25 protein-coding genes are annotated in these 23,446 nt (G+C 62.9%); 16 read left to right on the top strand and 9 right to left on the bottom strand.

The features are described from left to right. Window positions 1-108: 108 nt before the first annotated feature. Window positions 109-1,011: a LysR substrate-binding domain-containing protein gene (locus AACQ43_RS02045; RefSeq protein WP_139706580.1), complete on the bottom strand. Its 903-nt coding sequence runs from the start codon at window positions 1,009-1,011 to the stop codon at window positions 109-111. 190 nt (window positions 1,012-1,201) lie between these two features. Here AACQ43_RS02045 and AACQ43_RS02050 point away from each other — a divergent pair, with 190 nt between their 5' ends. From AACQ43_RS02050 to AACQ43_RS02075, 6 genes are all read left to right on the top strand, one after another. Continuing rightward, entirely contained in the window at window positions 1,202-1,588 is a 387-nt protein-coding gene (locus AACQ43_RS02050) for a DUF6404 family protein (protein ID WP_168965646.1), read from the top strand. A 407-nt stretch (window positions 1,589-1,995) separates the two neighbouring features. Beyond that, window positions 1,996-2,382, top strand: coding sequence for a DUF6404 family protein (locus tag AACQ43_RS02055; protein ID WP_168965648.1), 387 nt, complete (start codon window positions 1,996-1,998; stop codon window positions 2,380-2,382). Between the two features lie 20 nt (window positions 2,383-2,402). Beyond that, window positions 2,403-2,768 carry a VOC family protein gene (locus AACQ43_RS02060; RefSeq protein ID WP_139389211.1) on the top strand — a complete coding sequence of 122 codons (366 nt, stop codon included), beginning with the start codon at window positions 2,403-2,405 and terminating at the stop codon, window positions 2,766-2,768. A gap of 176 nt (window positions 2,769-2,944) precedes the next feature. Further along, entirely contained in the window at window positions 2,945-3,241 is a 297-nt protein-coding gene (locus AACQ43_RS02065; protein ID WP_168965650.1) for a putative quinol monooxygenase, read from the top strand. 47 nt (window positions 3,242-3,288) lie between these two features. Continuing rightward, on the top strand, window positions 3,289-4,092 hold the full coding sequence (gene dkgB, locus AACQ43_RS02070; protein ID WP_168965653.1) for a 2,5-didehydrogluconate reductase DkgB: 804 nt from the start codon (window positions 3,289-3,291) through the stop codon (window positions 4,090-4,092). Window positions 4,093-4,593: 501 nt separating this feature from the next. Then, window positions 4,594-5,766, top strand: a complete 1,173-nt coding sequence (locus tag AACQ43_RS02075) for an MFS transporter (protein ID WP_168965655.1) — start codon at window positions 4,594-4,596, stop codon at window positions 5,764-5,766. A 62-nt stretch (window positions 5,767-5,828) separates the two neighbouring features. On the opposite strand, the gene cydX is transcribed toward AACQ43_RS02075, so the two are convergent. The 3 genes from cydX to AACQ43_RS02090 are packed head-to-tail and all read right to left on the bottom strand — an operon-like array spanning window position 5,829 to window position 8,668. After that, a complete protein-coding gene (gene cydX / locus AACQ43_RS02080) occupies window positions 5,829-5,942 on the bottom strand; it encodes a cytochrome bd-I oxidase subunit CydX (RefSeq protein ID WP_005310033.1) in 114 nt (37 codons plus the stop codon). 27 nt (window positions 5,943-5,969) lie between these two features. Beyond that, the gene (gene cydB / locus AACQ43_RS02085; protein WP_168965657.1) at window positions 5,970-7,097 is read right to left on the bottom strand and encodes a cytochrome d ubiquinol oxidase subunit II; all 1,128 of its coding nucleotides are present in this window, start codon (window positions 7,095-7,097) and stop codon (window positions 5,970-5,972) included. Further along, complete coding sequence (locus tag AACQ43_RS02090; RefSeq protein ID WP_118881503.1) at window positions 7,097-8,668, bottom strand: cytochrome ubiquinol oxidase subunit I; 1,572 nt, start codon at window positions 8,666-8,668, stop codon at window positions 7,097-7,099. Before AACQ43_RS02090 ends, cydB begins: the two co-directional genes overlap by 1 nt. Window positions 8,669-8,788: 120 nt before the next feature. On the opposite strand from AACQ43_RS02090, the gene AACQ43_RS02095 reads away from it, so the two are divergent. Continuing rightward, window positions 8,789-10,216, top strand: coding sequence for an aminotransferase-like domain-containing protein (locus AACQ43_RS02095; RefSeq protein WP_168965659.1), 1,428 nt, complete (start codon window positions 8,789-8,791; stop codon window positions 10,214-10,216). 81 nt (window positions 10,217-10,297) lie between these two features. Here the strand turns inward: AACQ43_RS02095 and AACQ43_RS02100 are convergent, their stop codons facing one another. From AACQ43_RS02100 to AACQ43_RS02110, 3 genes are all read right to left on the bottom strand, one after another. After that, window positions 10,298-10,678 carry a DUF4354 family protein gene (locus AACQ43_RS02100; RefSeq protein WP_076359853.1) on the bottom strand — a complete coding sequence of 127 codons (381 nt, stop codon included), beginning with the start codon at window positions 10,676-10,678 and terminating at the stop codon, window positions 10,298-10,300. A gap of 371 nt (window positions 10,679-11,049) precedes the next feature. Further along, window positions 11,050-11,568 (bottom strand): GNAT family N-acetyltransferase, encoded by a 519-nt coding sequence (locus tag AACQ43_RS02105; RefSeq protein ID WP_211162439.1) that lies wholly within the window; start codon window positions 11,566-11,568, stop codon window positions 11,050-11,052. A 135-nt stretch (window positions 11,569-11,703) separates the two neighbouring features. Continuing rightward, a complete protein-coding gene (locus AACQ43_RS02110) occupies window positions 11,704-12,354 on the bottom strand; it encodes a tellurite resistance TerB family protein (protein ID WP_017409909.1) in 651 nt (216 codons plus the stop codon). Between the two features lie 142 nt (window positions 12,355-12,496). Between AACQ43_RS02110 and AACQ43_RS02115 the strand changes: the two genes are divergently transcribed. The 5 genes from AACQ43_RS02115 (at window position 12,497) to AACQ43_RS02135 (ending at window position 15,346) form a co-directional block, all read left to right on the top strand. Continuing rightward, on the top strand, window positions 12,497-12,799 hold the full coding sequence (locus tag AACQ43_RS02115; RefSeq protein ID WP_076359859.1) for a hypothetical protein: 303 nt from the start codon (window positions 12,497-12,499) through the stop codon (window positions 12,797-12,799). Between the two features lie 20 nt (window positions 12,800-12,819). Then, entirely contained in the window at window positions 12,820-13,290 is a 471-nt protein-coding gene (locus tag AACQ43_RS02120; RefSeq protein WP_045790183.1) for an acyl-CoA thioesterase, read from the top strand. A gap of 81 nt (window positions 13,291-13,371) precedes the next feature. After that, window positions 13,372-13,527 carry a pleiotropic regulatory protein RsmS gene (gene rsmS / locus AACQ43_RS02125; protein ID WP_005299504.1) on the top strand — a complete coding sequence of 52 codons (156 nt, stop codon included), beginning with the start codon at window positions 13,372-13,374 and terminating at the stop codon, window positions 13,525-13,527. Window positions 13,528-13,567: 40 nt separating this feature from the next. Next, window positions 13,568-14,035, top strand: coding sequence for a GyrI-like domain-containing protein (locus tag AACQ43_RS02130; RefSeq protein WP_076359861.1), 468 nt, complete (start codon window positions 13,568-13,570; stop codon window positions 14,033-14,035). A gap of 111 nt (window positions 14,036-14,146) precedes the next feature. After that, on the top strand, window positions 14,147-15,346 hold the full coding sequence (locus tag AACQ43_RS02135; protein ID WP_168965663.1) for an MFS transporter: 1,200 nt from the start codon (window positions 14,147-14,149) through the stop codon (window positions 15,344-15,346). 23 nt (window positions 15,347-15,369) lie between these two features. Here the strand turns inward: AACQ43_RS02135 and AACQ43_RS02140 are convergent, their stop codons facing one another. Further along, window positions 15,370-16,218, bottom strand: coding sequence for a LysR family transcriptional regulator (locus tag AACQ43_RS02140; protein ID WP_076359865.1), 849 nt, complete (start codon window positions 16,216-16,218; stop codon window positions 15,370-15,372). A gap of 109 nt (window positions 16,219-16,327) precedes the next feature. Here AACQ43_RS02140 and AACQ43_RS02145 point away from each other — a divergent pair, with 109 nt between their 5' ends. The 3 genes from AACQ43_RS02145 to AACQ43_RS02155 all read left to right on the top strand — a co-directional run bounded on the left by AACQ43_RS02145 (window position 16,328) and on the right by AACQ43_RS02155 (window position 20,268). After that, window positions 16,328-16,831, top strand: coding sequence for a nucleoside deaminase (locus AACQ43_RS02145; RefSeq protein ID WP_168965665.1), 504 nt, complete (start codon window positions 16,328-16,330; stop codon window positions 16,829-16,831). Beyond that, window positions 16,824-18,044 (top strand): cyanate transporter, encoded by a 1,221-nt coding sequence (locus tag AACQ43_RS02150; RefSeq protein WP_168966470.1) that lies wholly within the window; start codon window positions 16,824-16,826, stop codon window positions 18,042-18,044. The genes AACQ43_RS02145 and AACQ43_RS02150 overlap by 8 nt, the downstream gene beginning before the upstream one ends. A gap of 343 nt (window positions 18,045-18,387) precedes the next feature. After that, the gene (locus AACQ43_RS02155; RefSeq protein ID WP_168966472.1) at window positions 18,388-20,268 is read left to right on the top strand and encodes an exotoxin A binding domain-containing protein; all 1,881 of its coding nucleotides are present in this window, start codon (window positions 18,388-18,390) and stop codon (window positions 20,266-20,268) included. 76 nt (window positions 20,269-20,344) lie between these two features. Here AACQ43_RS02155 and rluF read toward each other — a convergent pair whose 3' ends face one another. Next, window positions 20,345-21,379, bottom strand: a complete 1,035-nt coding sequence (gene rluF, locus AACQ43_RS02160; RefSeq protein WP_168965667.1) for a 23S rRNA pseudouridine(2604) synthase RluF — start codon at window positions 21,377-21,379, stop codon at window positions 20,345-20,347. Between the two features lie 629 nt (window positions 21,380-22,008). On the opposite strand from rluF, the gene gdhA reads away from it, so the two are divergent. Continuing rightward, window positions 22,009-23,355: an NADP-specific glutamate dehydrogenase gene (gdhA, locus tag AACQ43_RS02165; RefSeq protein WP_168965669.1), complete on the top strand. Its 1,347-nt coding sequence runs from the start codon at window positions 22,009-22,011 to the stop codon at window positions 23,353-23,355. The last annotated feature ends 91 nt before the right edge of the window (window positions 23,356-23,446 follow it).

Here is a 23,446-nt window from a genome sequence, read left to right on the forward strand (position 1 = left end):
CTCTGTTTTTTAGCGCAGCCCCGATGATAACACCCCCTATCCTGCCTCGGCAGGCACCCCAAGCACGGCAGGCCCTTTCTATCGTGTGGCCCGGTCAGAATTGGGGCGCTAAAGCATCTCGCTGCCGAGCTGCTCTTTGAGGAAATCGAGCCAGACCCGCAGCCGGATGTCACGCTGGGCATCGGAGTAGAACACCGCATTGATGGGGCGCGAGGCACCGCTGTTGCTGCGGGCCAGCACCTCCACCAAGGCCCCGCTCATCCGATCCTGCCCGGTCATGAAATCCGACAGACAGACGATCCCCTGCCCCCGCAGCGCCAGCTGGCGCAGGGTTTCACCGCTGCTGGCGCGCAGGGTCGGGGTGATGGGAAAGCGGTCCCCCTGCTCCTGGCTCAGCAACGGCCAGTGGTTGAGGTGATCGGGGTGCAAAAAACCGAGCAGCTCGTGCCCGCTCAGCAGATCCGCCGGTTGGCGCGGGGTACCGCGCTCACGCAAATAGTCGGGGGACGCCAGCAGCCGCAGCCGCGAGCGGCCCAGCGGCAGCGCCCGCAGGGAAGAATCTGTCAGCTCGCCGATGCGAATGGCCATGTCCACCCGCCGCTCCATCAGGTTGATAAAGCCCTCGGAGCTGTGCAGTTGCAGCTCAATGGCGGGGTAGCGGCGGCGAAACTCGCCGATGATGGGCACCAGCCGGTGCAGGATAAAGGGGGTAGCAGCATCGACCCGCAATACCCCCTCCGGCTGCTCGCGGCGCATCAGCAGCAGCCCCTCCGCCTCGCTCATCTCGGTCAGGATTTTCACCGCCCGCTGATAGAACCAGCTCCCCTCCTCGGTCAGGCTGACCCGCCTCGTGGTACGGTTGAGCAGCACGGTGGCGAGTTTCTCTTCGAGGCGCTTGATGCCGCGGCTCACCACCGAGTTGTCCATGCCGAGATTCTCCGCCGCCTGGCGAAAGCTGCCCGCCTCCACCACCGCCACAAACAGGGTCAGTTCATCAGAATGGGTCTTCATTGCTGCAATCCAGACAAGAGTAATGGGCCTTTATAGGCGCAATGTCCTTGGGTTGGCAAGGGCGCTCTGGCAGCCGTGCCGGTATTTCAGGGAGAAAAACCAGATATGAGCGCTATCCCTCAACCTGCTTAATCCGTAGAATGCCGCAAAAAAGGCATCATATGACGCCACATTGATATAGGACACATCAATGACATTTGAAGAACGACTGACCATAGCCCATCAGACTCTGGCTGACCAAGGCATCAAGGAATCCGACTACAACCCATGGGTGTTCAAGCTGCTGCGCAAACTCGGCTGCACCGTCAAGCCACCTTATTACGCGGGCTGGCTGGTCAATTATCTTTGTGCCAGCCTCAATATCGCGCCGATCTGGGGTCTGATCATGTGGACGTTCGTTTGGCACCCGGAGGGAAGATCCTTCGTATCAGCCTTGTTCAGTACAACGCTATTCGCTGGCCTGTTTGGCCTCGCCACCTTAATCAGGCTCTGGCAAAGGCGCAGACAGTTTGGTTTGACCCCATGGGAACAGCTGGCATGCCAACCCACCAGTACAGGCGCAACAGAAAAAGCGTGAAGAACCCTGCGGATTGCCACCAGGTGCCATGCCCCCTTTGCAAAACAAACCTCATAGACACGGACCCCCACCTTGCCCGATTTCGTCAAATTCATAATCAGTTTTTCAGTTAACTGCTTCATTCAAATCGCAATTCTTCTTGTGCTTCTCACTTACCGGCTTTTCCGCCACCACAATGGCAACTGGCGCAGCTATCGACGCCGTTGGGATCCTCTCCCTCTCTTCGTCTCCATTTTCCTTGGTATGGTAATCGCAAGAAGGCTTCATCCAGTCATCATGGCGACCCTGGAGTAATCGAAAGCGTACAGATAAATAACGTGACCACGAGCCCACATCGCGTTGTTGGTTTGCCAGTAGAATGCGGCAATACGGCACCGTATGACACCAAACACTTCAAGGAAAGCATCATGGAGTTCGAACACAGACTCGTGGCCGCCCATCGGGAGCTGGCAGAGAAGGGCGTGCAGACGCTCAACTACAACCCGCCGATCACCAGGCTGCTGCGAAAGGCTGGGTTCACCATCAGGCCGCCCCACTACGAACGCTTTCTGGTCAATGTCCTTGCTCTGGGGCTGCCCACTGGTGCGATATGGGGGGTGTTGATGTGGTTCTTCGGCTGGCAAGATGAGGTGAGCCCCGCATTCGCCCTGCGCCAGAGTCTGCTGTTCGGCATAGGGTTCGGTCTGCTGATGGCAAGTTGGCTCTGGTTTCGGCGCAAGCAGCTCAAGCTGACCCCTTGGGACGCTTTGCCCCACTCAACGATCCGCACGCAAAAACGCTGGCAACCGAAATAATCACCGACAAGGAGATCCTTATGACCAAGGCCCATGAAAAACTGAACTATGTGGAGTTTGCAGCCAGGGATCTTGCCGCCACCAAGGCCTTCTTTCAGGCCGCTTTCGGCTGGCAATTTGCCGACTATGGCCCCGATTATTGCGCCTTCGAGGGAGAAGGGCTGGATGGCGGCTTCTATCGCGCCGATCTCTGCAGCCAGAGCGCGCAAGGCGGCGCCCTGCTGGTGTTCTACAGCGCCGATATTGAAGCGACCCAGAGCAAGGTTGCCGGCGCCGGGGGCACCATAGTTCGCCCCCTGTTCGATTTTCCCGGTGGCCGCCGCTTTCACTTTGTCGAGCCCAGCGGCAATGAGTTTGCGGTTTGGTCCGAGCCGGCCAATGCCTGATGGCAAGGGGGCGCCCCGGCGCTCCCTGCTCCTTTTACCCCCCTGACTTTCTCATCGCCACCTCAAACCGATCCATTCATTGCTGCTCTTATCTCAATAGTGTTTTGCGACAGCGGCCCTGTTTCGGACAAGTCTCGGTGGGCATACTGACTCTTCGTTTTTGCAAGGAGGTTCAGATGTCTTCACTCGTGATTGTGATTGCCCAGCTTGAAGCCAAACCCGAATTCGCCACCCAGTTTCGCGCCGCCCTCGATCCGCTGATCACCGCCACCTTGCAGGAGGCTGGCTGCCTGCGCTACCAGCTGCATCAGGATTTGGACAATCCCCACTGCTGGATGCTCTACGAGGTATGGGAGAGCGATGCCGCCCTCAGCGCCCATCAGGGCCAGCCCCACTTTACCGAATTCGTCGCCAAGGCCGAGCCCTGGTTTGCCGGCAGTACCATTCGCCGCTATCAGCCGCTGGACGCCTGATTTTCCACGCCGCTGAGCGCCCTTTTGCAACCTATTTGAGGAATAACATGATGAAGATGCCCAACCTGGGTCTTGGAACCTTTCGCCTGACCGGCCAACCCCTGCGTGACTCCCTGCTGCAAGGGCTCGAGCTTGGCTACCGCCACATCGACACCGCCCAGATCTACGCCAACGAGGCCGAAGTGGGCCAGCTGATGAGCGAGAGTGGCGTGTCCCGCCAGGATATCTATCTGACCACCAAGGTGTGGACCAGCGAGTTCGGTCGGGGCAAGCTGATCCCGAGCCTGAAGGTGAGCCTGGAAAAACTGGGCACCGACTATCTGGATCTGGCGCTTATTCACTGGCCCTCCCCCAAGGATGAGGTGCCGATGGCGGTCTATCTGGAGCAGCTGGCCGAGGCCAAAGCCCGGGGCCTGACCCGCGAGATCGGGGTCTCCAACTTCACCGTGGCCCAGCTTAAAGAAGCCATCGAGATTTTGGGGCCGGGCGTCATCGCACATCAGCAGGTGGAGATCCACCCGCTGCTGCAAAACCGCAAGGTGGTGGAGTTCTGCCAGGCCCACGGCATCGCCATCACCGCCTATATGCCGCTCGCCTATGGCAAGGTGCTCACCGAGCCGCTGCTGATGGAGATCGGCCAGCGCCACGGCGTCTCGGCGGCCCAGGTGTCGCTGGCCTGGCTGCTGGCTCAGGGCATGACGGTGATCCCGAGCTCCACCAAACGGGAGAATCTGGCCGCCAACCTTGCGGCGCTGAAGGTGCAACTCAGTCGCGATGAGATGGCCGCCATCGCTACCCTGGAGCGGGGCGAGCGCTGCGCCAACCCGGATTTTGCGCCGGATTGGGACTAATCAGCAGGTTCAACCGGATTGTTCCCTCTCCCCATGGGAGAGGGCTAGGGTGAGGGTATAGCAGACTACCCTAGGCTAGTTTTGCTGCATATACAGAATGCCCCCTCATCCCCGACCCTTCTCCCGCCAGGGGAGAAGGGAGGTAAGAACGATCCGGGATATTTATCCAACCCCTAGCGGGAGGCACAATGCCTCCCGCTTTTTTTGTCCCCAATACCGCGCGTCACTGCCACCCGCGCCGCTGGCCCCCTCCCCTGCAACCTTCCGCTGCCCTTCCCTCTTTATTCCCAGTTCGGTCTGTACGCTTTGTCTCTGCACCCACCTCGCACGCTACGGCCGCTCTTGCCGCAGTTGCCTCGACCACTCCCAATACCCCATTTCACGGCCCCATTGCTGCTGATTTGGCAAAAGTAATTTGATGTTGCCGTCATTTTTACCAACAAACGCCCTCGGCATACTGGCGCCATTCTCCCGTCGGGAGTCCCTATCCAAGGAGTTGTTATGCCACTGGCGTTATTTGCCCTCACCCTGAGTGCCTTTGCGATCGGCACCACCGAATTCGTGATCGTGGGGCTTATTCCCACCATCGCCGAACAGCTGAATGTCTCGCTCCCCTCGGCGGGCCTCCTGGTCAGCCTCTACGCCCTTGGCGTGGCCATCGGCGCCCCCGTGCTGACGGCATTGACCGGCAAGGTGCCGCGCAAGTGGCTGCTGGTGGGGCTGATGGCGCTCTTCACCGCCGGCAATCTGCTGGCCTGGCAGGCCCCCGGTTACGAGAGCCTGATCCTGGCCCGCATCCTCACCGGGCTGGCGCACGGGGTCTTCTTCTCGGTAGGCAGCACCATCGCCACCGGCTTGGTGGCCAAGGAGAAAGCGGCCAGCGCCATCGCCATCATGTTCAGCGGCCTCACCATCGCGCTGGTGACCGGCGTACCGCTCGGTACCTGGATTGGTCAGGTCTTTGGCTGGCGCGAAACCTTTCTGGTGGTGAGCCTCTTGGGCCTCGTCGCCATGGTGGGCAGCCTGCTGCTGATCCCGAGCAACCTGCCCAAGGGGGCGGCCTCGACCATCCGCGAACAGCTCTCGGTACTGACCAAAAAGCCCTTGCTGCTGGTCTACGCCAAGACGGCGCTCGGTTACGGCGGCGCCTTCACGGCGTTTACCTTCCTCGCCCCCATCCTGCAGCAGGTGAGTGGCTTTAGTGCCGGTGCGGTGAGCCTCATTCTGCTGGTCTACGGGGTATCGGTCGCCGTCGGCAATATCTGGGGTGGCAAGCTGGCCGACAAGATGGGCCCGCTGCCTGCGCTGAAGCTGTTGTTTGCCGGTCTCGCATTGGTGCTGCTGGTGCTCACCTTCACCGCGTCGCACCCGGTGCTGGCGGTGCTCACCGTGCTGGTGTGGGGCGCCTTTGCCTTTGGCAACGTGCCGGGTCTGCAGGTGCTGGTAGTGAAACAGGCCGAGCAGCACACCCCCAGGGCGGTGGACGTGGCATCGGGCCTCAATATCGCCGCCTTCAACGTCGGCATTGCGCTGGGCTCGGTGGTTGGTGGCCTGGTGGTGGAACACCTGGGGTTGATGCACACCCCCTGGATCGGCGCGCTGATCGTGCTGCTGGCCTACGGCCTCACCCATGTCAGCGAGCGGCAGGCCGCCCGGGTTGCCCTCCCCGCCTAAGCGAGCCCTCCAGCAGGATGCAAAAAGGCCGACACTTGTGTCGGCCTTTTCATGGCTGCGTCTCAAGACTCCTTGAGATCCTCATCGGCAGCCCAGCGCGCCTCCAGCCAGAGCAGGTTGACCAGCCCGCACAACAGGGCGAAGCCCAGTCCCAGAATCCAGGTGAAATACCACATATCGCATGATCCTTTGGTTGAAGAGGGTTAGTAGAGGCTATGGCCGTACTGGCGGATCTGCTGGGCACTCATCTTGCCGCGCACCACCCGGTAGACCCAGAGGGTGTAGCCGATGTTGATGGGCATCAGCACCCCGACAATCCCCAGCATGATGAAGAGGGTACGCTCGCTGGAGGTGCTGTCCCACAGGGTCAGGCTGCTGGACGGATCCAGCGACGAGGGCAACACGAACGGGAACAGGGCGATGGCAATGGTCAGCATCATGCTGGCGCAGGCACCGCCACTGGCGAGCAGGGCCGTGCGCGGCAGCTCGCGGGCGCTGGCCAGGCTGCTCACCATGGGCAGCACCAGACCGAGCGCCGGCACGCCCCAGAGCCAGGGATGGGCGACGAAGTTGGCAAGCCAGCCCTGCTGGGCCACCCCCACCTCCTTCATCAGCGGGGTGAGCGCCCCGTTGATATCCCCTATCTCCAGCACCCGGTAGCCGGCCATCTGGCTGAGCCAGACGCCGCCCAGGGCAAACAGGCCGCTCGCCAGCGGACCGAGCCAGAGGCTCTGGCGGGCGCAGCGCCGGGCGATCTCCCCCTGGGTCTTGCACTGCAGGAAGCTGGCACCGTGCAGCAACAGCAGCGCCAGTGCCGTCCCCATGCAGGTCAACAGCAGCGGCCAGTGGAAGTCAAAGGCACCGTAGTGGATGCGAAGGGCCGCATCGAAGCGAAACGGCAGCCCCTGCAGCAGAAAGCCCAAGGTAGCGCCAAACACAAGGGTCGGCAGCAGACCGCCCACCACCAGGGCGCGATCCCACCAGCGGCGCCAGACCGGGTCCGCCAGCTTGCTGCGATAGTCAAAACCGACCGGCCGCAGGAACAGGCCGAACAGCAGGAACATGAAGGGCACGTAGAGCGCCGAGAAGGCGGCGGCATAGACCAGCGGCCAGGCGGCGAACAGGGCGCCGGCCCCGGCGATGAGCCACACCTGGTTGCCCTCCCACACCGGCCCCACGCTGTTGAGCAGCACCCGCCGCTCCTCGTCGTTCTTGGCCACCACCGGCAACAGCATGGCCACGCCGAGATCGAAGCCATCCATCACCACGAAGCCGACTAGCATGAACAGCACCAGCCCCCACCAGATCAATTTCAGGGTTTCGTAATCCATCAGGCAGGACTCCCGTTTTGCAACACTTCACCTTGATAGCGACCCGTCTGCAGGCTGGCGGGCCCTTTGCGGATCACATGACGCAACAAGAACAACTCCACCACCAGCAGGCTGGTGTAGATGAGACAGATGGAGATCAGGCTGAACCAGAGCTGGCCCGGGGTCAGCAAGGAGACGGACGCCGAGACCGGCAGCACATCGCTGATTGTCCACGGCTGGCGACCGAACTCGGCCACGAACCAGCCCGCCTCGATGGCAATCCAGGGCAGCGGAATAGACCAGAACAGGGCCTTGAGCAGACGCGGGGATTGCACCAGCTTGCCCCGGCACAGCTGCAGGAAGGCAGCGGCAAAGAGCGCCAGCAGCACCACGCCGATACCCACCATCAGCCTAAAGCTCCAGAACAGCGGCGCCACCTGGGGGATGGAGTCCGCCACCGCCTTGGCGATGGCCGCCTCGTCCGCCTTGCCAATCTCCTTGGCATAGGGGGTGAGCAAGAGGCCGTAACCCAGATCCTGGCGATGACGCTCGAAGGTCGCTCGCGCCGCCTGGTTGCTGCCATCGGCCCGCATCGCTTCGAGCGCCTCGTGGGCCAGCATGCCGCTGCGAATGCGCGCCTCGTGCCGCGCCTTGAGATCTGTGAGGCCCGTCACCTGCTCATCGAGGGAGCGGGTGGCGATGATGCCCATCAGATAGGGGATCTTCACCGCGGCATGGGTGGTCTCGGCGGCCTGATCCGGAAAGCCGAACAGGGTGAAGGAGGCCGGCGCCGGCTCGGTGTGCCACTCCGCCTCGATGGCGGCCAGCTTCACCTGCTGCACCTCGCCGGTGCGATAGCCCGACTCGTCGCCAAGCACGATGACCGAGAGGATGGCCGCCAGACCAAAGCCCGAGGCGATGGCAAAGGAGCGCAGGGCGAAGCGCACCTCCATGCGGCGCAGCAGATACCAGCTGCTCACCCCCATCACGAACAGGGAGGCTGCCACATAACCCGCCGCCACCGTGTGCACGAACTTGACCTGGGCCACCGGATTGAAGATCACCGCGGCCACGTCCACCAGCTCCATGCGCATGGTCATGGGGTTGAACTCGGCGCCGACCGGGTTCTGCATCCAGCCGTTGGCGATCAGGATCCAAAGCGCGGAGAGGTTGGAGCCGAGCGCCACCAGCATGGTCACCAGCAGGTGCTGACCGCGGGAGAGCTTGTCCCAGCCAAAGAAGAACAGGCCCACCAGGGTGGACTCGAGGAAGAAGGCCATCAGCCCCTCCACCGCCAGCGGCGTGCCGAAGATATCGCCGACATAGTGGGAGTAGTAGGCCCAGTTGGTACCGAACTGGAACTCCAGGGTAATGCCGGTGGTCACCCCCATCACGAAGTTGATGCCAAACAGCTTGCCCCAGAAACGGGTGATGTCTTTGTAGATCACCTTGCCGGTCATCACGTAGGCCGACTCGGCGATCACCAGGATCCAGGACAGCCCCAGGGTGAGGGGCACAAACAGAAAGTGGAACATCGCCGTCGCCCCGAACTGCATTCGGGAGAGGCTGACCACATCATCCAGGCTTATCATGCATGACTCTCTATGTTGCATTTAACAGACAGGTTTTCGCCCGTTAAGTACATCACGGTCCATGACACCTATAACAGATGCAGTTATAGTGAAATACACCTATAACAGTTTAAGCCCACCATGTCCCTATACGGCCAGCTGGCAGATCAGCTGCAACAGCAGATAACGAGCGGCCTCTGGCAGCCGGGGGAGCGCATACCCTCCATCCGCCAGAGCTGCAAGACCCATGGCCTCAGCCCCATGACAGTGCTGCAGGCCTACCAACTGCTGGAGAGCCGCGGCCTCATCCTGGCGCGACCCCAATCTGGCTACTACGTCAAGGCCGCCCCCTCCCGCCCGGCAGTCAGCCAGCCCCAGCAGGCGCACTACAGCGGTTCGGTGGACATCAACGATCTGGTGTTCGAGGTGTTGCAGGCCAGCAAGTCGCGGGAGCTGGTGCCGCTCGGCATGGCGGTGGCCGATCCCACCCTGTTCCCCCACCCCCAGCTCGGCCGGGCGCTGGCCAGCAGCATGCGTCGGCTCGACCCCTTCAGCACGGTGGCAGATCTGCCCCCCGGCAACGAGGCGCTGCGCCGGGCCATCGCCCAGCGCTACGCCGGCGAGGGGCTGGCGGTGGACCCCCAACAGATCATCATTACCACCGGTGCCATGGAGGCACTCTCCCTCAGCCTGCAGGTACTGACCGAGCCAGGCGACTGGGTGGTGGTGGAGTCCCCCACCTTCTACGGCGCCCTGCAGGCCATCGAGCGACTCAAGCTCAATGCGGTGGAGATCCCGGTGATCCCGGGGGTGGGTATCGATCTCGCCCTGCTGGAGGAGGCCCTCGCCCAGCGCCCCATCAAGGCGTGCTGGTTGATGGGCAATGTCCAGCACCCGCTCGGTCACACCATGCCGGATGAGCACAAGCAGGCGCTGATGACGCTGCTCAACCGGCGTGGGGTGGCACTGGTGGAGGACGACGTCTATGCCGAGGTCTACTTCGGCCGCGAGCGGCCAAGGCCCATCAAGTATTGGGATACCAGTGGCGACAGCCTGCTGTGCAGCTCCTTTTCCAAGTGCCTGGCGCCCGGCTTTCGGGTCGGCTGGGTGGTGGCCGGCCGCCACGCCGAGCGGGTGCAGCGACTGCAGCTGATGTCGACCCTCTCCACCAATGTGCCAAGCCAGCTGGCGCTGGCCGAGATGCTGCGCCAGGGCGGTGTGGATGCCCACTTTCGCCGGCTGCGCCACACCCTGGCCCAGCGCCAGCAGCAGATGCGGGCTGCCCTGCTGCGCCTGCTGCCGGGGGAAGTGAGCATCTCCTCCCCCGATGGCGGCTACTTTCTCTGGCTCGAGTTTGACCCGCGTCTCGACAGCCGCGCCCTGCATGCCCAGGCGCTGGCCAGCGGTTTTTCACTGGCCCCCGGCGCCCTCTTCTCCAGCAAGGGGCTGCACAACCACTGCCTGCGCCTCAACAGCTCCCATCCCTGGAGTCCGCAGCTGGAAGCTGCCCTGATCAAACTGGCCGGGCTTATCGACACCACACTCAAACAGGGCGCGTCATATGAATAGAGCTCTGGCTCAATCACACATGACCCGGGTGGGAAGCATATGGGAACAGGTATTTGCCCGGCCACCAATAAGGAGTGCCATTTAATGGCAGTTGTCAGATATTTTCACCAGAGTGGCGTCAAGGACAGCATCATTATTATCGGCAAAGACAGCAATCCCCTTTACCATTCCCCCCTGCTTGAGAACGCCTGACAGCAGGGCTTCATCCACAGTGTCGGCGTTGAACACCTGATTATTTCTGCCGTATGCTTTCAAACACATCTTTGATAAATCAATATCACCACCTGATAGTTTGGCCAAGGCAATATCAAAGGTTTTTGTGTACGCGTTGTTGGTTCCTATCGATATCGAACCGTGCGATTTTTCTGTGGCATACACGGCGATATCCCCAACCGTTGCCGCATTGGCAGCGAAACCGGAACCAGCCAGTACCAGAGCGGCTGCGACAATAGAGTTTTTCATCTCAATCTCCTGATAAAAAATGCAAACAGACCCGCCTTATAAAAAATAGAAAGGTCATCAGTCAATATTATTTGGCGCCATGGCTGAATTTATTAAATCGCCACCATGACGGGTTAAGGTCATTTTCAAAATATGATCTTCACCCACCCACAGTAAAGGGTGAAATTACATTTACTTACAATTGCACAAGTTGTTACGAAATATAACAAGCATGACTTGCAACGCTATTTCACATCAATGACTATGCAGCAAAATAATATTGTTTCACTCAATATTGGCAATCGATGACCAAAGAACGACAGACAATAATTTGGCGACAAGAGCAAACAACAGAGGCCCGTCACGGGCCTCTGTGTGGGAGATAACCTGACTTATCTGGCCATGGTCTGTGACAACATCTTGAACCCCAACGCCTCGTAGAGTGCCTTGGCGCGCTCGTTGAATGCCATCACCTCCAGCCGGATCTGGTGGGCACCCTGCGCCTTGCCCCACTCGTCACAATGGGCGATCAGCGCCTTGCCGATGCCTTGGGATCGATACCCTTCATCAACCACCACGGTGCCGATGCGGCAAATGGGCTGTTTGCTCAGAAACGGGATGGTTTCGTTGATGTCGATGCGCGCAGTCAGAAAACCCACCACGGCCCCCTCCTGCTCGGCGACACAAAACAGCCGCCCTTCGGCGGAGATGGCCGCCAGTAAGAAAGCCCGCTCCTCGGGGGATGGAGGGCAAAAGACCTGCGGGGCCTGCTCGAAGTGGATCTCTCCTATCTGCCGGTTCAGCTCGAGGATGGCGTCGATGTCCTGCTCTTGTGCCTTGCGTATTTCCAATGAATGCTCCTTGCCTCTGTGTCCTGGCGATGATGTGCCTGAGCGATGCGACGGTCTCATCTGCTCCCTTTTGGCCGAAGAGTCATCATAGTGGCTGCCCGCGCCAATAAGAAGTGCCGTGACCAGTGACTAGTGACCAGACACAACAAGGCCCCATGACGGGGCCTCATCGACAATCCTTGTCCCTGACGGGGTTCAGGCCGGCTGCGCCAGCTGGGCCACCTGCCGCTCGATGCTGCCTTTGAGGTTGTCATCGAGCTTGAGGGCGCGGGCCAGCTCATCCAGATAACCGCGCTCCATGAAGTGATCCACCTCGATGGCAAGCAGGGAGGCGAGGTAGACCTCGGTCGCCAGCTCCATGTCGGTCACTTCCCGTGCCAGGGCGTGGGGGTCGAGCGGGCGGGCCAGCTCGGCATCAATCCAGCGGGCGGCATCGCTCTGCCCCTGCTCGGTCAGGTACTGCTGGATCTTCTGGCGCTCGTCGCCGTCGATATGACCGTCAGCACGCGCTGCCGCCACCATGGCGCGCACCAGAAGAGCAGCGCGCGCATCCAGCGCATTGCCTTGCAGGGTATCGAGGGGCTGGGTCGGCTGGGCCGGGCTTGACTGCTGGGCCTGCCAATCCTGATAGAGCTTGTAGGCCAGCCCGCCGAGCGCCGCCGCCCCGCCCACCGCCGCCACCTTGCCGCCATATTTGCGCATCTTCTTGTTGCCAAGCAGCAGGGCCATGGCGCCGGCCGCGAGGCCCCCTTGCGCCATCCCCTTCATCTGCGCCTTGCGGCTGTCGCCGCCTTCGTTGAGCCAGCCTTTGCCAGCGCCCAACAACTGATCAAGCATCTGTTTCATCATGACTCCTCGCAATTGACTCCCCCATGCTTGCGCCGGGCCGATGAACCAAGAGTGAATGAGGCCCCATTATCGCAGCAGAGCCTGTGCATCCCATCGCCATTCGCGGTATACCTGAAACAGGTCAACAAGGAGCAACCGGATGCGCACCCTCACCCCATGGATCCCCTTCGGCCTGGCCCTGCTGTGCGGCCCCGCCCATGCCGCCAGCGAGCTTGATCGTCCGGCCCAGCAAGCCAAGCTGGATACCGCCTGCCAGCAGGCCCAGCAGCAGCTGGTCGAGCAGCAACGGATCGACGCCTGCATCAAGGCGGGCGGCAAGGCCGCCAAATGCCAGCAGGAGTTCGCCAGTTTTGGTCAGCGCGAGGGTAACAAGCGGCCCGATCTCAACAACCTGGTCCCCTGCCAGCAGGCAGATGCCTATCGCAAGAGCTACCGGCAATGACCCTCAATCAAGGAGCCCCCATGACCCCACCCCGCGAGCTGACCCTGCAGTTTCTGGCCGAGCCCGCCGACGTCAACTTCGGCGGCAAGGTACACGGCGGCATGGTGATGAAGTGGATCGATCAGGCCGGCTACGCCTGCGCCGCCGGCTGGTGCGGCGGCTACGCGGTGACCGTCTATGTGGGGGGGATCCGTTTTCTGCGCCCCATCCAGATAGGCCAGCTGGTGGAGGTACACGCCCAGGTGATCCACACCGGCACCACCAGCATGCACCTGGCGGTGGATGTCTACAGCCGCCATCCGGCCAGCCGGGAGCGCCACAAGACCACCCACTGCATCATCATCTTCGTGGCCATGGACGAGAGCGGCAAACCGACCCAGGTGCCCCAGTGGCAACCGCAAAACGAGAGCGATCGGCAACTACAGCAGTACGCCCTCAAATTGATGGCCCTGCGCGAGCAGATCGAGCAGGAGATGCGCCAGCACCTCTAGCCGGGTCGCCCGCAACACCAGACAGGTCCCCATCCGGAAGCGGCCCTGTATAATGGCGTTTTCCCCGTTACGGAGTCTGTCATGTCATTGGAAACTGCCCCGCCCGAGGTCCAGCTCGCGGTGGATCTCATCGAACTGCTGGAGACCAACCGGATTGAACCGGCCCTCGCCCTGGCGGCGCTGGCCATCGTCTCCGCGGACTATCAGCGCAAGCTCAACGAAGGCAAGGAGTGCTGAGCAAGGTTGCCTTGCCACCCCATCTCGCCCAGGAGGTGTCATGACTGATCCCATCCGTTTTGAAACCGGTCGCCCCATGCTGCTTGGCGGCCTGCGCCGTCACCATGCCTTCGCCCACGCCGACTTCGGCGGCCAATGGCGCGATTTCAGCGCCCTGGGTCCGCTGCCGGGCCAGCTGGGCGAGCATGCCTACGGCGTCATCTGCGGCGTGACCGCCACCGAGTGCGAATACATGTGTGCGGTGGAGGTCGCCGCGCTGGAGCTGCTGCCCAAGACGCTGGAGCGTGTGCGCATCGAGCCCCAGACCTATGCCGTCTTCCTGCATCAGGGGCATGTCTCGACCATGCCGCACACCTGGCAGCAGGCGCTGGACTGGCTGGCGCAGTCCGCTTACCAGTCGGCCCACAAGCCCGATTTCGAGCGCTATGGCGCCGCCTTTGACCCGGACACCGGCAGCGGTGAGGTCGAACTCTGGCTCGCCGTGCTGCCGCGCCAGACCATCGCCTGAGCATCCAGTGCTCGCGGCCCTGATAAACCGGCAAGGTTTAACCCAGACGAGGGGCTGACTCGGCGCTCGGGCAGTGCAAGGATATGGCTCCCTTACTGCCCGAGAGTTGTTATGGATAACCAGGAATGTCTCGACCAGGCCGGTCTCTGGAGCCGCTCCGCCCGCATCATGACGCTGGCCTGCCTCATCGTCTTCATGGCCCAGATGGCCACCACCGTTTACCTCCCCTCCCTGCCCGTGGTGATGACGGATCTCGCCATGACCCGGCAAGGGGCCGAGCTCTCCATCTCGCTGTTCGTGATCGGCGCCGCCCTGCCGGTGCTGTTCTGGGGCGCCGCCGCCGATCGCTACGGTCGCCGGCTGCCCCTCGCCCTGTCACTCTTGCTGTTTGTCGGCCTCAGCCTGCTGCTGGCCACCACCAGCCAGGGGCCGCTGCTGCTGATCCTGCGCACCCTGCAAGGGGTGGCGGCCGGCGGGGCGGCCATCATCGCCCGCATCCTGGTGCGGGATCACTGGCACGGCGATGAGCTGGCCCGCCGCCTCTCGGTGCTCTCCATCGCCTTCATCACTGCCCTCGGCGGCGGTCAGTGGATAGGCGGCCTCATCAGCCGTTATGCCCATTGGCAACTGGGATTCGTGCTGATGGCCGGGGTTGGTGTGCTGGCGCTGCTCTTGATGAGCAGCCTGTCGCTGCAGGGGCCCAATCCGGCGGCGACGGGCGGCGGCATGTGGGCCCGTTACGCCAGCCTGCTGCACCGCCCCGGCTTTTTCTGGCCGGCCTGCGCCGGTGGCATCGGCTTTGCCATCACGGTAACCCTGCAGGAGGTGAGCCCCTTCGTGCTGCAGCAGGGGTTTGCCCTCGAGGTCACCACCTTCGGCAGCCTGGGGTTGCTGATCGGCATCGCCTACTTCGCCGGCGCCATGACGGTCAACCGGCGGGTTGCCCGGGTGGGGGGCCGCCAGCTGATGCGCCAGGGGGCCGCACTCATACTGCTGGCGGCCGGCGGCATGCTGCTGCTCTGGGCACTGGGCGCCTTGCGGGGCAGCGGTGGATTGATGGCCATGATGACCTGCTACTGCCTCATCATCTTCGGGCAGGCGGTGCTCTTTCCCAACAGCATGGCGCTGGCGGTGAGCGATGGCCGCGAGCACGGCGCCTACGCCATGGCCCTGTGCGGCTTCCTGCAGCAGGGGGTGGCTGGGGTGGCTGCCGCCGGCGCCACCCTGGTGAGCCATCACGGTGCCTGGGCTCCGCTCGTCTTCACCCTGGCGCTCATCACCCTGCTCATCGTGCGCATCAGGGTGCGCTAAGCAGCGCCCCAGCCTGCGTCCCTTCACCGTTCAGCGGGCCCCATCACCCGATCACACAGGCTGATGAGGGCCTCGCAGAGGCGAGTGAGCGGCTCGCCGCGCTCCGCCCCCAAGTGCAGTGCCAGCTCCACCGGCGCCACTGCCGGCCAGTGGATCAGCTCCTGCTGATCCGGCTGCAGCAAGCGCCGGGGCAGCAGGCTGACCCCGATCCCGGCGCTCACCGCCCCCTGCAGGCTGGCCAGACTGGCGCTGACGTAGGCGATGCGCCAGCGCCGCCCCATCCCGTCGAGTGCCTCGGTCACCTGCCGCCGATAGAGCCCTTCGCTCGGGAACACCACCAGTGGCAGGGGATCCCGCTCGCTGGCGGGCCAGGCTCGGCTGTCGACCCAGGCGAGCGGCTCGCGCCAGCAGGCGCGCGGCGCCCCCTGTCCCCGCGCCTGTTTGACCAGCGCCAAGTCCAGCTCGCCGGCCTCGAAGCGCTGCCAGATCTCGTGGCTGAGGCCGCTGTGCACCTCCAACCGCACCTGCGGGTAATCGCGGGCAAAGGCTGCCAGCACCGGGGCGATGGCACCGGCGGCAAAATCCTCCGGTACCCCCAGGCTCAGCTGCAGGCTGGCCTCGGCCACCTGCTCCTCGGCCCGGGCCAGCAAGGCCAGGATGCTGCGGGCCAGCCCCAGCAGCTTTTCTCCCTCTGCCGTGGTTACCACCTGGCGACCAGAGCGGTCCAGCAGCGGGCAGCCGAGCTGCTGTTCGAGCCGCCGCATCTGCTGGCTGATGGTGGATTGGGTGAGGTGCACCCGTTCACCGGCACGGGTAAAACTGCCGCTGTCGACGATGGCGACAAAGCTGCGCAGCAAGAGGGGATCCAGCATGGTGACTCCATTTACAAAACCACTGGATGTCATTCTATCATTTAATTTCCCCATGACTGATTCCCCCGCTAGGCTGGTCTCCTCCCATCCCCTGCCTCGAGGATCCGTCATGCCCCACTCCCTTGCCGAACCCGCCGGCGCACGCCTGATCGCGTCGCTGACCGCCAATCCCAGCCATCAGGAGTGGCTGGAACAGGCTCTGCAACTGGCCCTCTTCAACCGCCAGCAGGGAGGCCGCCCCTTTGCCGCCCTGCTGGTGCAAGGCAACCAGCTGGTGACCAGCGCCGTCAACGGCATGCACCAGGATGGCGACCCCACCCGCCACGCCGAGCTGGAAGCACTGCGCCAGGCCAGCCAGGTCGGGCCGCTGGCGGGCGCCATCGTCTACGCCAGCGGTCACCCCTGCCCCATGTGCCTGAGCGCCCTGGTGATGAACGGCATTGCCGCCGTCTATTACGCCTTCGATAACGAGGATGCGGCCCCGTTCGGCTTTGACAGCACGGCCGCCTACCACAAGCTGGGCCTGCCCCTCGCCCCTGCTCCACTGCCGCTCATCAAGCTGCCAAGCCCGCTGGCCGCCGCCGAGCTCTACGGTGCACAAGACCATGCTTGAGGCCCGCATCGATACGCGCCAGCAGCAGGCCCTGCTGGTGCTGGTGATCCTGATCGGGCTCAACTTGCGGCCGTTTCTCACCGCCATCGGCCCCCTCAGCCGCGACATTGCCGAGGCGCTCGGGCTTGGCATGGATACCCTGGCCTGGCTGACCCTGCTGCCGCTCTGGCTCATCGGCGGCGGCGTGCTGCTCACCCCGGCCCTGCGCAGTCGCACCGGGCCGCGTCAGCTGCTGGGGACGGCCCTGCTGCTGCTGGGACTGGGCAGCGCCATGCGCTTTGAGGCAGGCAGCGGCGCCCTGCTCATCGCCAGCGCCGCCCTCTGCGGGCTGGGTTCGGCCCTGGTACAAGGGGTACTGCCCGGCCTCATCAAGCAGGCGTTTGCGCAGAAGGTGCCGCTGGTGATGGGCATCTTCTCGGCCTGCATGATGGGGGGCGGGGCGCTGGGTGCCAGTCTCACCCCGCAGCTCGCCGCCCGGCTCGACTGGTCCCAGGCGCTGGCGCTGTGGAGCCTGCCGGTGCTGCTGGCCATGAGCTGGCTCGGCTGGCGGGTACGGCTGCCCGCGACGCCGGTGGCAGTGCCAAGCGGCGGCAAGCAGCGTCTCATCAGCCTGCCCCGCAGCTGGCTGCTGATAAGCTGCTTTGGCATCATCAACAGCGGTTACGGCATCGTGGTGGCCTGGCTGGCGCCGGCCTACATGGCGCAGGGCTGGAGCCCCCAGCAGGGGGGCGAGCTGGTGGCCTGGCTGGCACTGGCCCAGACCGTGAGCGGCCTCGGCCTGCCGCTGCTGGCCGCCCGCCGGCTCGATCGCCGCCCCTGGATGGGATTGGCCATCGCCATGCAACTGGCGGGCTTTGGCGGCCTCTGGCTGGCGCCAACTGCCGCCCCCATCCTCTGGTGCATGCTGTGCGGCGCCGGGCTTGGCGGCAGCTTCTCCCTCATCATGGTCATCGCGCTCGATCACCTGCCGGACCCGCGCCGCGCCGGCACCCTCAGCGCCCTGATGCAGGGATTTGGTTTCATGCTGGCGGCCACTGGCCCCTGGGTGGCGGCACGCCTGCATCACCTGAGCGGTGACTTCGCCGCCGCCTGGCAGTGGCAGCTGGCCGATCTGGTGCTGATGAGCCTGCTGGTTCTGCGCCTGGATCCGCGCCGCTACCCCAGCGCCATGAAGCTGGCCACACCGTCTCCCGCCCCTACCCCCATCAGCTGATCTGTGCTTGCCTCCTCTTTCCCGAATGAGGAGGCAAGCTCACCACCCTCCAGCCTCTCCCCATTCCTTGCTCGCTTTCCGGTATCGGGCCTGCTGAGCAAACCATCAGCAAAAACTTCATATCCATTTGATTTGTAACATATTAAACCTTCCCATATGGTGGGTTGCGCCGCCATATGAGCCCATTAAGGTAAGGCACTCAGACGAGAATTAATCTCGTTTCGTCTGACAGGGAAGAGGCTGTATTCATCAAGGAGGAGAACGCCACGCGTTAGTGGTTTTGCCATTACTCAAAGGAAATCACATGCAGACAAACACAAAATGGGCTTCTCTACTCGGTGGCTTGGCCATGCTAGGCGGTGCCATCTCACCGGTCATGGCCGACGAGTCATTCAACCTGTGGCAGGAGTGCGCCACCCGCTGCACTCTGGATCTGGCCCAAGGGGTGCGCGCCAGCCAGCTCGATGTCGCCGGCCTGCTGGGTGAACAGGCCGGATCAGGGGTGCTGCACTACTCCATGGTATTGGAAGAAGGGGGAGACAGCCTCAAGCTGGCCCTCGGCAATGCGCTGACCTTGCGCACGGATGGCACCACCATCACCCTGACCAGCGCCACCGCGGGCAAGGGCCCGCGCACCTACAGCTATACCCGCCAGGGACACGGCAACTGGTCGCTGCACTGGCTGGTTCCCGTCGGCGACGATGCGCCCGCCAGCATCAAGGTCTTCTTCCACGAGCTGGATGCAGGATCCGAGGTGAGCCATATCTCCCCCATCTACAGCATCGAAGTGAGCGACGACCTGCTGCGCAGCATGGCCAGCAACTCGACACTCTTCGTCAGGCACGTGGAAAACAATCAGATCAATCGCAGCCTCACCCTCAGTGCGGCCGGTGTCGGCTTCGTGGCGGCGCCCACCCAGCACAGCCGTCAGAAGCGCTGGAGCGAGTGGCACACCGGCAAGGTGTTGTGCCTGCTGGATCCGCTGGATGCGGTCTACAACTACCTGTCGCAGCGCACCTGCAACCTGGGTGATACCTGGGAAGGCAAGGTCTACCGGGTATTGGCCGGCGCACCCGCCTCTCACGATACCCATATCGTGCCGACCGCCATCAGTCATCGTCTGCACTTTGCCAAGGGAGACGGTCTGGCGGCCCTCACCACTCATCAGGTTTGCGCCATACCGCTTGAATCCCTGGCCAGAAGCCGTCAACCCAGAGGCTGGGAAGAGCTCAGCCAGTGTGGCTATCCGGTCCACAATCTCATCACCCTCTATCTGCTGACCCGCCTGCCATGGTCCCAGCTTGATACCGTGATCACCCAGGCGCTGGCCAACACCACGCCAGAGGATGGCTCAACGCCACGAGGGCAGCTAGCGCAAGCCATTCGGGAAAACCCGGCCCAGGCACGGCTGGCCCTGAGCATGGCTGCCGCCCAGAGCGACGCCTTCAGCCACCAGCAGGCGGGCAATAGCCAAGAGCAGGCCGCCAGCGCCGACGTGGTCAATCTCACCTGCCCTGCCGCCGATCTCAACTGCCTGGCGCCAGCCGACAGCGCCGATGCCCTGCAGGAGCGGGACTATCCAAACGGTGCCAGCTTCCTGGGTGACGGGGACGAAGTCAGCTTCAGCACGGCCGGTACTCGCAACTGGCCGGTGACCCGCCTGGAGCAAGCCCATCGCCAACTGCTGGCGCGCGGTTATCTCTTCGTCGGTTATCACGGCACCTTCCTCGAAGCCGCCCACAGCATAGTGTTTGAAGGGGTGCATGAACGGGATCAATCCTCCATCGCCCCTTGGCAAGGCTTCTATGTCGCTGGCGATCCGGCCCTCGCCTACGGTTACGCCCAGGATCAGGAAGCGGATGCCCGTGGCCGCATCCGCAATGGCGTGCTGCTGCGGGTGTATGTGCCCCGCGCCGCACTGCCCCACCTCTACGCGACCCAGCAGACCCTGGCCGCTCCCGGCGCCGTCGATGAGGTCGGCCGCCTGATTGGTCACCCCCTGCCGCTGCAGCTGGAGGCCATCACAGGACCGGAAGAGGAAGGTGGACGCCTGGAAACCATTCTGGGTTGGCGGCTGGCGGAGCAAGCGGTGGTGATCCCCTCCACCATACCGACGGATCCGCGCAACGTCGGCGGCGATCTTGACCTTGCCAGCGTACCGCAGGAAGAGAGAGCCATCAGCGCCTTGCCTGATTACACCACTCAGCCCCGCGAAGACCTCTGAATCGCGGTTCATCGATACAAAAACACCGGCCTGTGGCCGGTGTTTTTTACTGTCAACGCGGGGAGTGAGAGGGGGCTTAACGCCCCTTCTTCTGCCGCCCACCCTGACCGGCGCGCGGTTTGCCGGCGGCCGGTTTGGCCCCCTTGTTCGGGGCGCCTTTGCCTGCGCTCCCTTTGGCCGCGCCGCCTTTGCCGGCAGCACCCTTGCCGACCGAGCTCTTGCTTTCGAATGCCGACGGCCCCGGCACGTTGGGACGCCCGCCAATCTCGTGGTCATCATCCCGGCGCGGTTTTTTGCCCGGTGCCGGCTTGCCGGCTTGTGCGGCGGACGCCTTGGGTTTACCGCCCTGTCCGGCGGCAGCTTGCCCGCCTTTGGCCGGTTTCACCTCGGAGGAGGAGTCTTCAATCAGCTTGAACAGCTCGATCAGCTCGTCGTCGGTGAGATCGCGCCACTCGCCCACCGGCAGCCCCTTGAGGCTGACGTTCATGATGCGGATACGCTCGAGCTTGGTCACCTCGAAGCCAAAGTGCTCGCACATGCGGCGGATCTGGCGGTTCAGCCCCTGCACTAGCGTGATGCGAAACACGAACGGCGCCTCTTTCTTCACCTTGCACTTCTTGGTGACGGCACCGAGGATCGGCACCCCGGCGCCCATGCCCCGGATAAACTCGTCGGTGACCGGCTTGTCCACAGTCACCAGATACTCTTTCTCGTGATCGTTGCCCGCCCGCAGGATCTTGTTGACCAGATCGCCGTGGTTGGTCAGGAAGATGAGCCCCTGGGAGTCTTTGTCGAGCCGGCCGATGGGGAAGATGCGGGTACTGTGGTTGACGAAGTCGACGATGTTGTCCTTCTCGCCCGCCTCGGTGGTGGAGACGATACCCACCGGTTTGTTGAGGACGATGAACACCAGGCTGTCCGCCTCGCGCGGCTCGATCACCTGGCCATTGACCTTGACCAGATCCCCGGCAAACACCTGATCCCCCACCCCGGCCCGCTTGCCGTTGATGAAGACGTTGCCCTGCTCGATAAAGCGGTCGGCCTCGCGGCGCGAGCAGATGCCGCTCTCGCTGATGTATTTGTTCAGGCGCATGGATTCCTCAGCCAGCATGGGTCACCTGCCACTGGCCTGCGGCCTGGATCCGGGTCATCAGGGCGGCACGCTGACGGTTCACTAACTCAAAATTGTGCATATCATTCCATCTTCAAAAAAGGCCGCTACCGACCTGTCCGGCAAAAAGCGCCGACACATTAACATATTGCCCCCTGACACACGCCGGATAGTTGCACTCGGCCCGCTCCCTTCTCGCAAAATGCGCCCCCTGTCACGCGGTCAGCCCTCGGCATTGCATCGTCATGCGCAGCCATTCGATTACCGCCAGCACCGCCGAAGTCAGCATGGCAATGGCCACTTCCGCCGTTGTGCGGGATTTTATCGCTACGCCATAAAGATGCATGAAATATGCAAAAAACAATAACCCAAGCCAAATGACAGCAACATTTTCTTGCTATTTATCAATCAAAAATGCATAAAAAGATTTTGATTCGCGCAAATTATCTGCCCCTATCAACGCTCTTTTCTGCTGTTTTCGGCAATTCGCACAACAATTTTCGCTCAACTGCGAAAAACACAAAATATTCACCTGCATCCAGGCCTGACAAAAACCATAAATTTGGCTGCAGGGTGTGCACTTTTCTCTGGCAAGAGGCCACTTTTACCCTTCACTACAGGAGTTACAGATGAGTCATTCCCTCTCCCAGGCGGATTTTCTGGCCCAGGTCGCCAGCCGCAACCCCCACCAACCGGAGTTCATTCAGGCCGTGAGCGAGGTGATCTCCTCCATCTGGCCCTATGTGGCGCGCCACCCCCGCTATCTGCAGCACGGCCTGCTGGAGCGGCTGGTGGAGCCGGAGCGGATGATCCAGTTTCGGGTGAGCTGGGTGGATGATCGAGGCCAGGTGCAGGTGAACCGGGGCTACCGGGTGCAGCACAGCTCCGCCATCGGTCCCTTCAAGGGAGGGATGCGCTTTCACCCCTCGGTGGATACCTCGGTGCTCAAGTTCCTCGCCTTCGAGCAGACCTTCAAGAATGCCCTCACCACCTTGCCCATGGGCGGCGGCAAGGGGGGCAGCGATTTTGATCCCAAGGGCAAGAGCGAGGGTGAGGTGATGCGCTTTTGCCAGGCGCTGATGCTGGAGCTGCATCGCCACCTCGGCGCCGACACCGACGTGCCGGCCGGCGACATCGGGGTGGGTGGGCGCGAGGTGAGCTACATGGCTGGCATGATGAAGAAGCTCACCAACAGTGCCGAGTGCGTCTTTACCGGCAAGGGGCTCTCCTTTGGCGGCAGCCTGATCCGCCCGGAAGCCACCGGTTACGGCCTGCTCTATTTCGTCGAGGCCATGCTGGCCAACCGGGGACAATCCCTGAACGGCATGACGGTCTCTGTGTCCGGTTCGGGCAACGTGGCCCAGTACGCCATCGAGAAGGCGATGGCCCTCGGCGCCCGGGTCATCACCGCCTCCGACTCCGGCGGCACCGTCTACGATCCGGCGGGCTTTACCCCCGAGAAACTGGCGCGGCTGATGGCGCTCAAAAACGAGCAACGCAAGCGCATCGCCGATTACGCCCACGAGGAGGGGCTGGAGTTTTTCAGCGGCCGCACTCCCTGGCATCTGCCGACGGACGTCGCCCTCCCCTGCGCCACCCAGAACGAGCTGGAGGAGTCTGACGCCGCCACCTTGATTGCCAATGGCGTGCAACTGGTAGCCGAGGGGGCCAACATGCCGAGCAGCGCCGCCGCCATCCGTCGTCTGCACGAGGCCAAGGTGCTGTTTGCCCCGGGCAAGGCCGCCAACGCCGGCGGGGTCGCCACCTCGGGCCTCGAGATGAGCCAGAATGCCCAGCGCCTCTGCTGGAGTCGGGAGGAGGTGGATGCCCGCCTCAAGAGGATCATGACCAGCATCCACGCCACCTGTGTGCACTATGGCCAGGATGAGACGGGTCACGTGAACTACGAAAGCGGCGCCAACATCGCCGGCTTCGTCAAGGTGGCCGACGCCATGCTGGCTCAGGGAGTCTGCTGACGCCGCCAACGACCGCACAGACGGACAGCATTACGACAGAGGGCAGCCCCGGGGTTGCCCTCTGTTTGAGTGGATGAGCCGCTCACTGTCT

Origin of the sequence: Aeromonas sp. DNRA1 (genome assembly GCF_963888745.1) — a bacterium.
Lineage (GTDB): Bacteria > Pseudomonadota > Gammaproteobacteria > Enterobacterales > Aeromonadaceae > Aeromonas > Aeromonas hydrophila.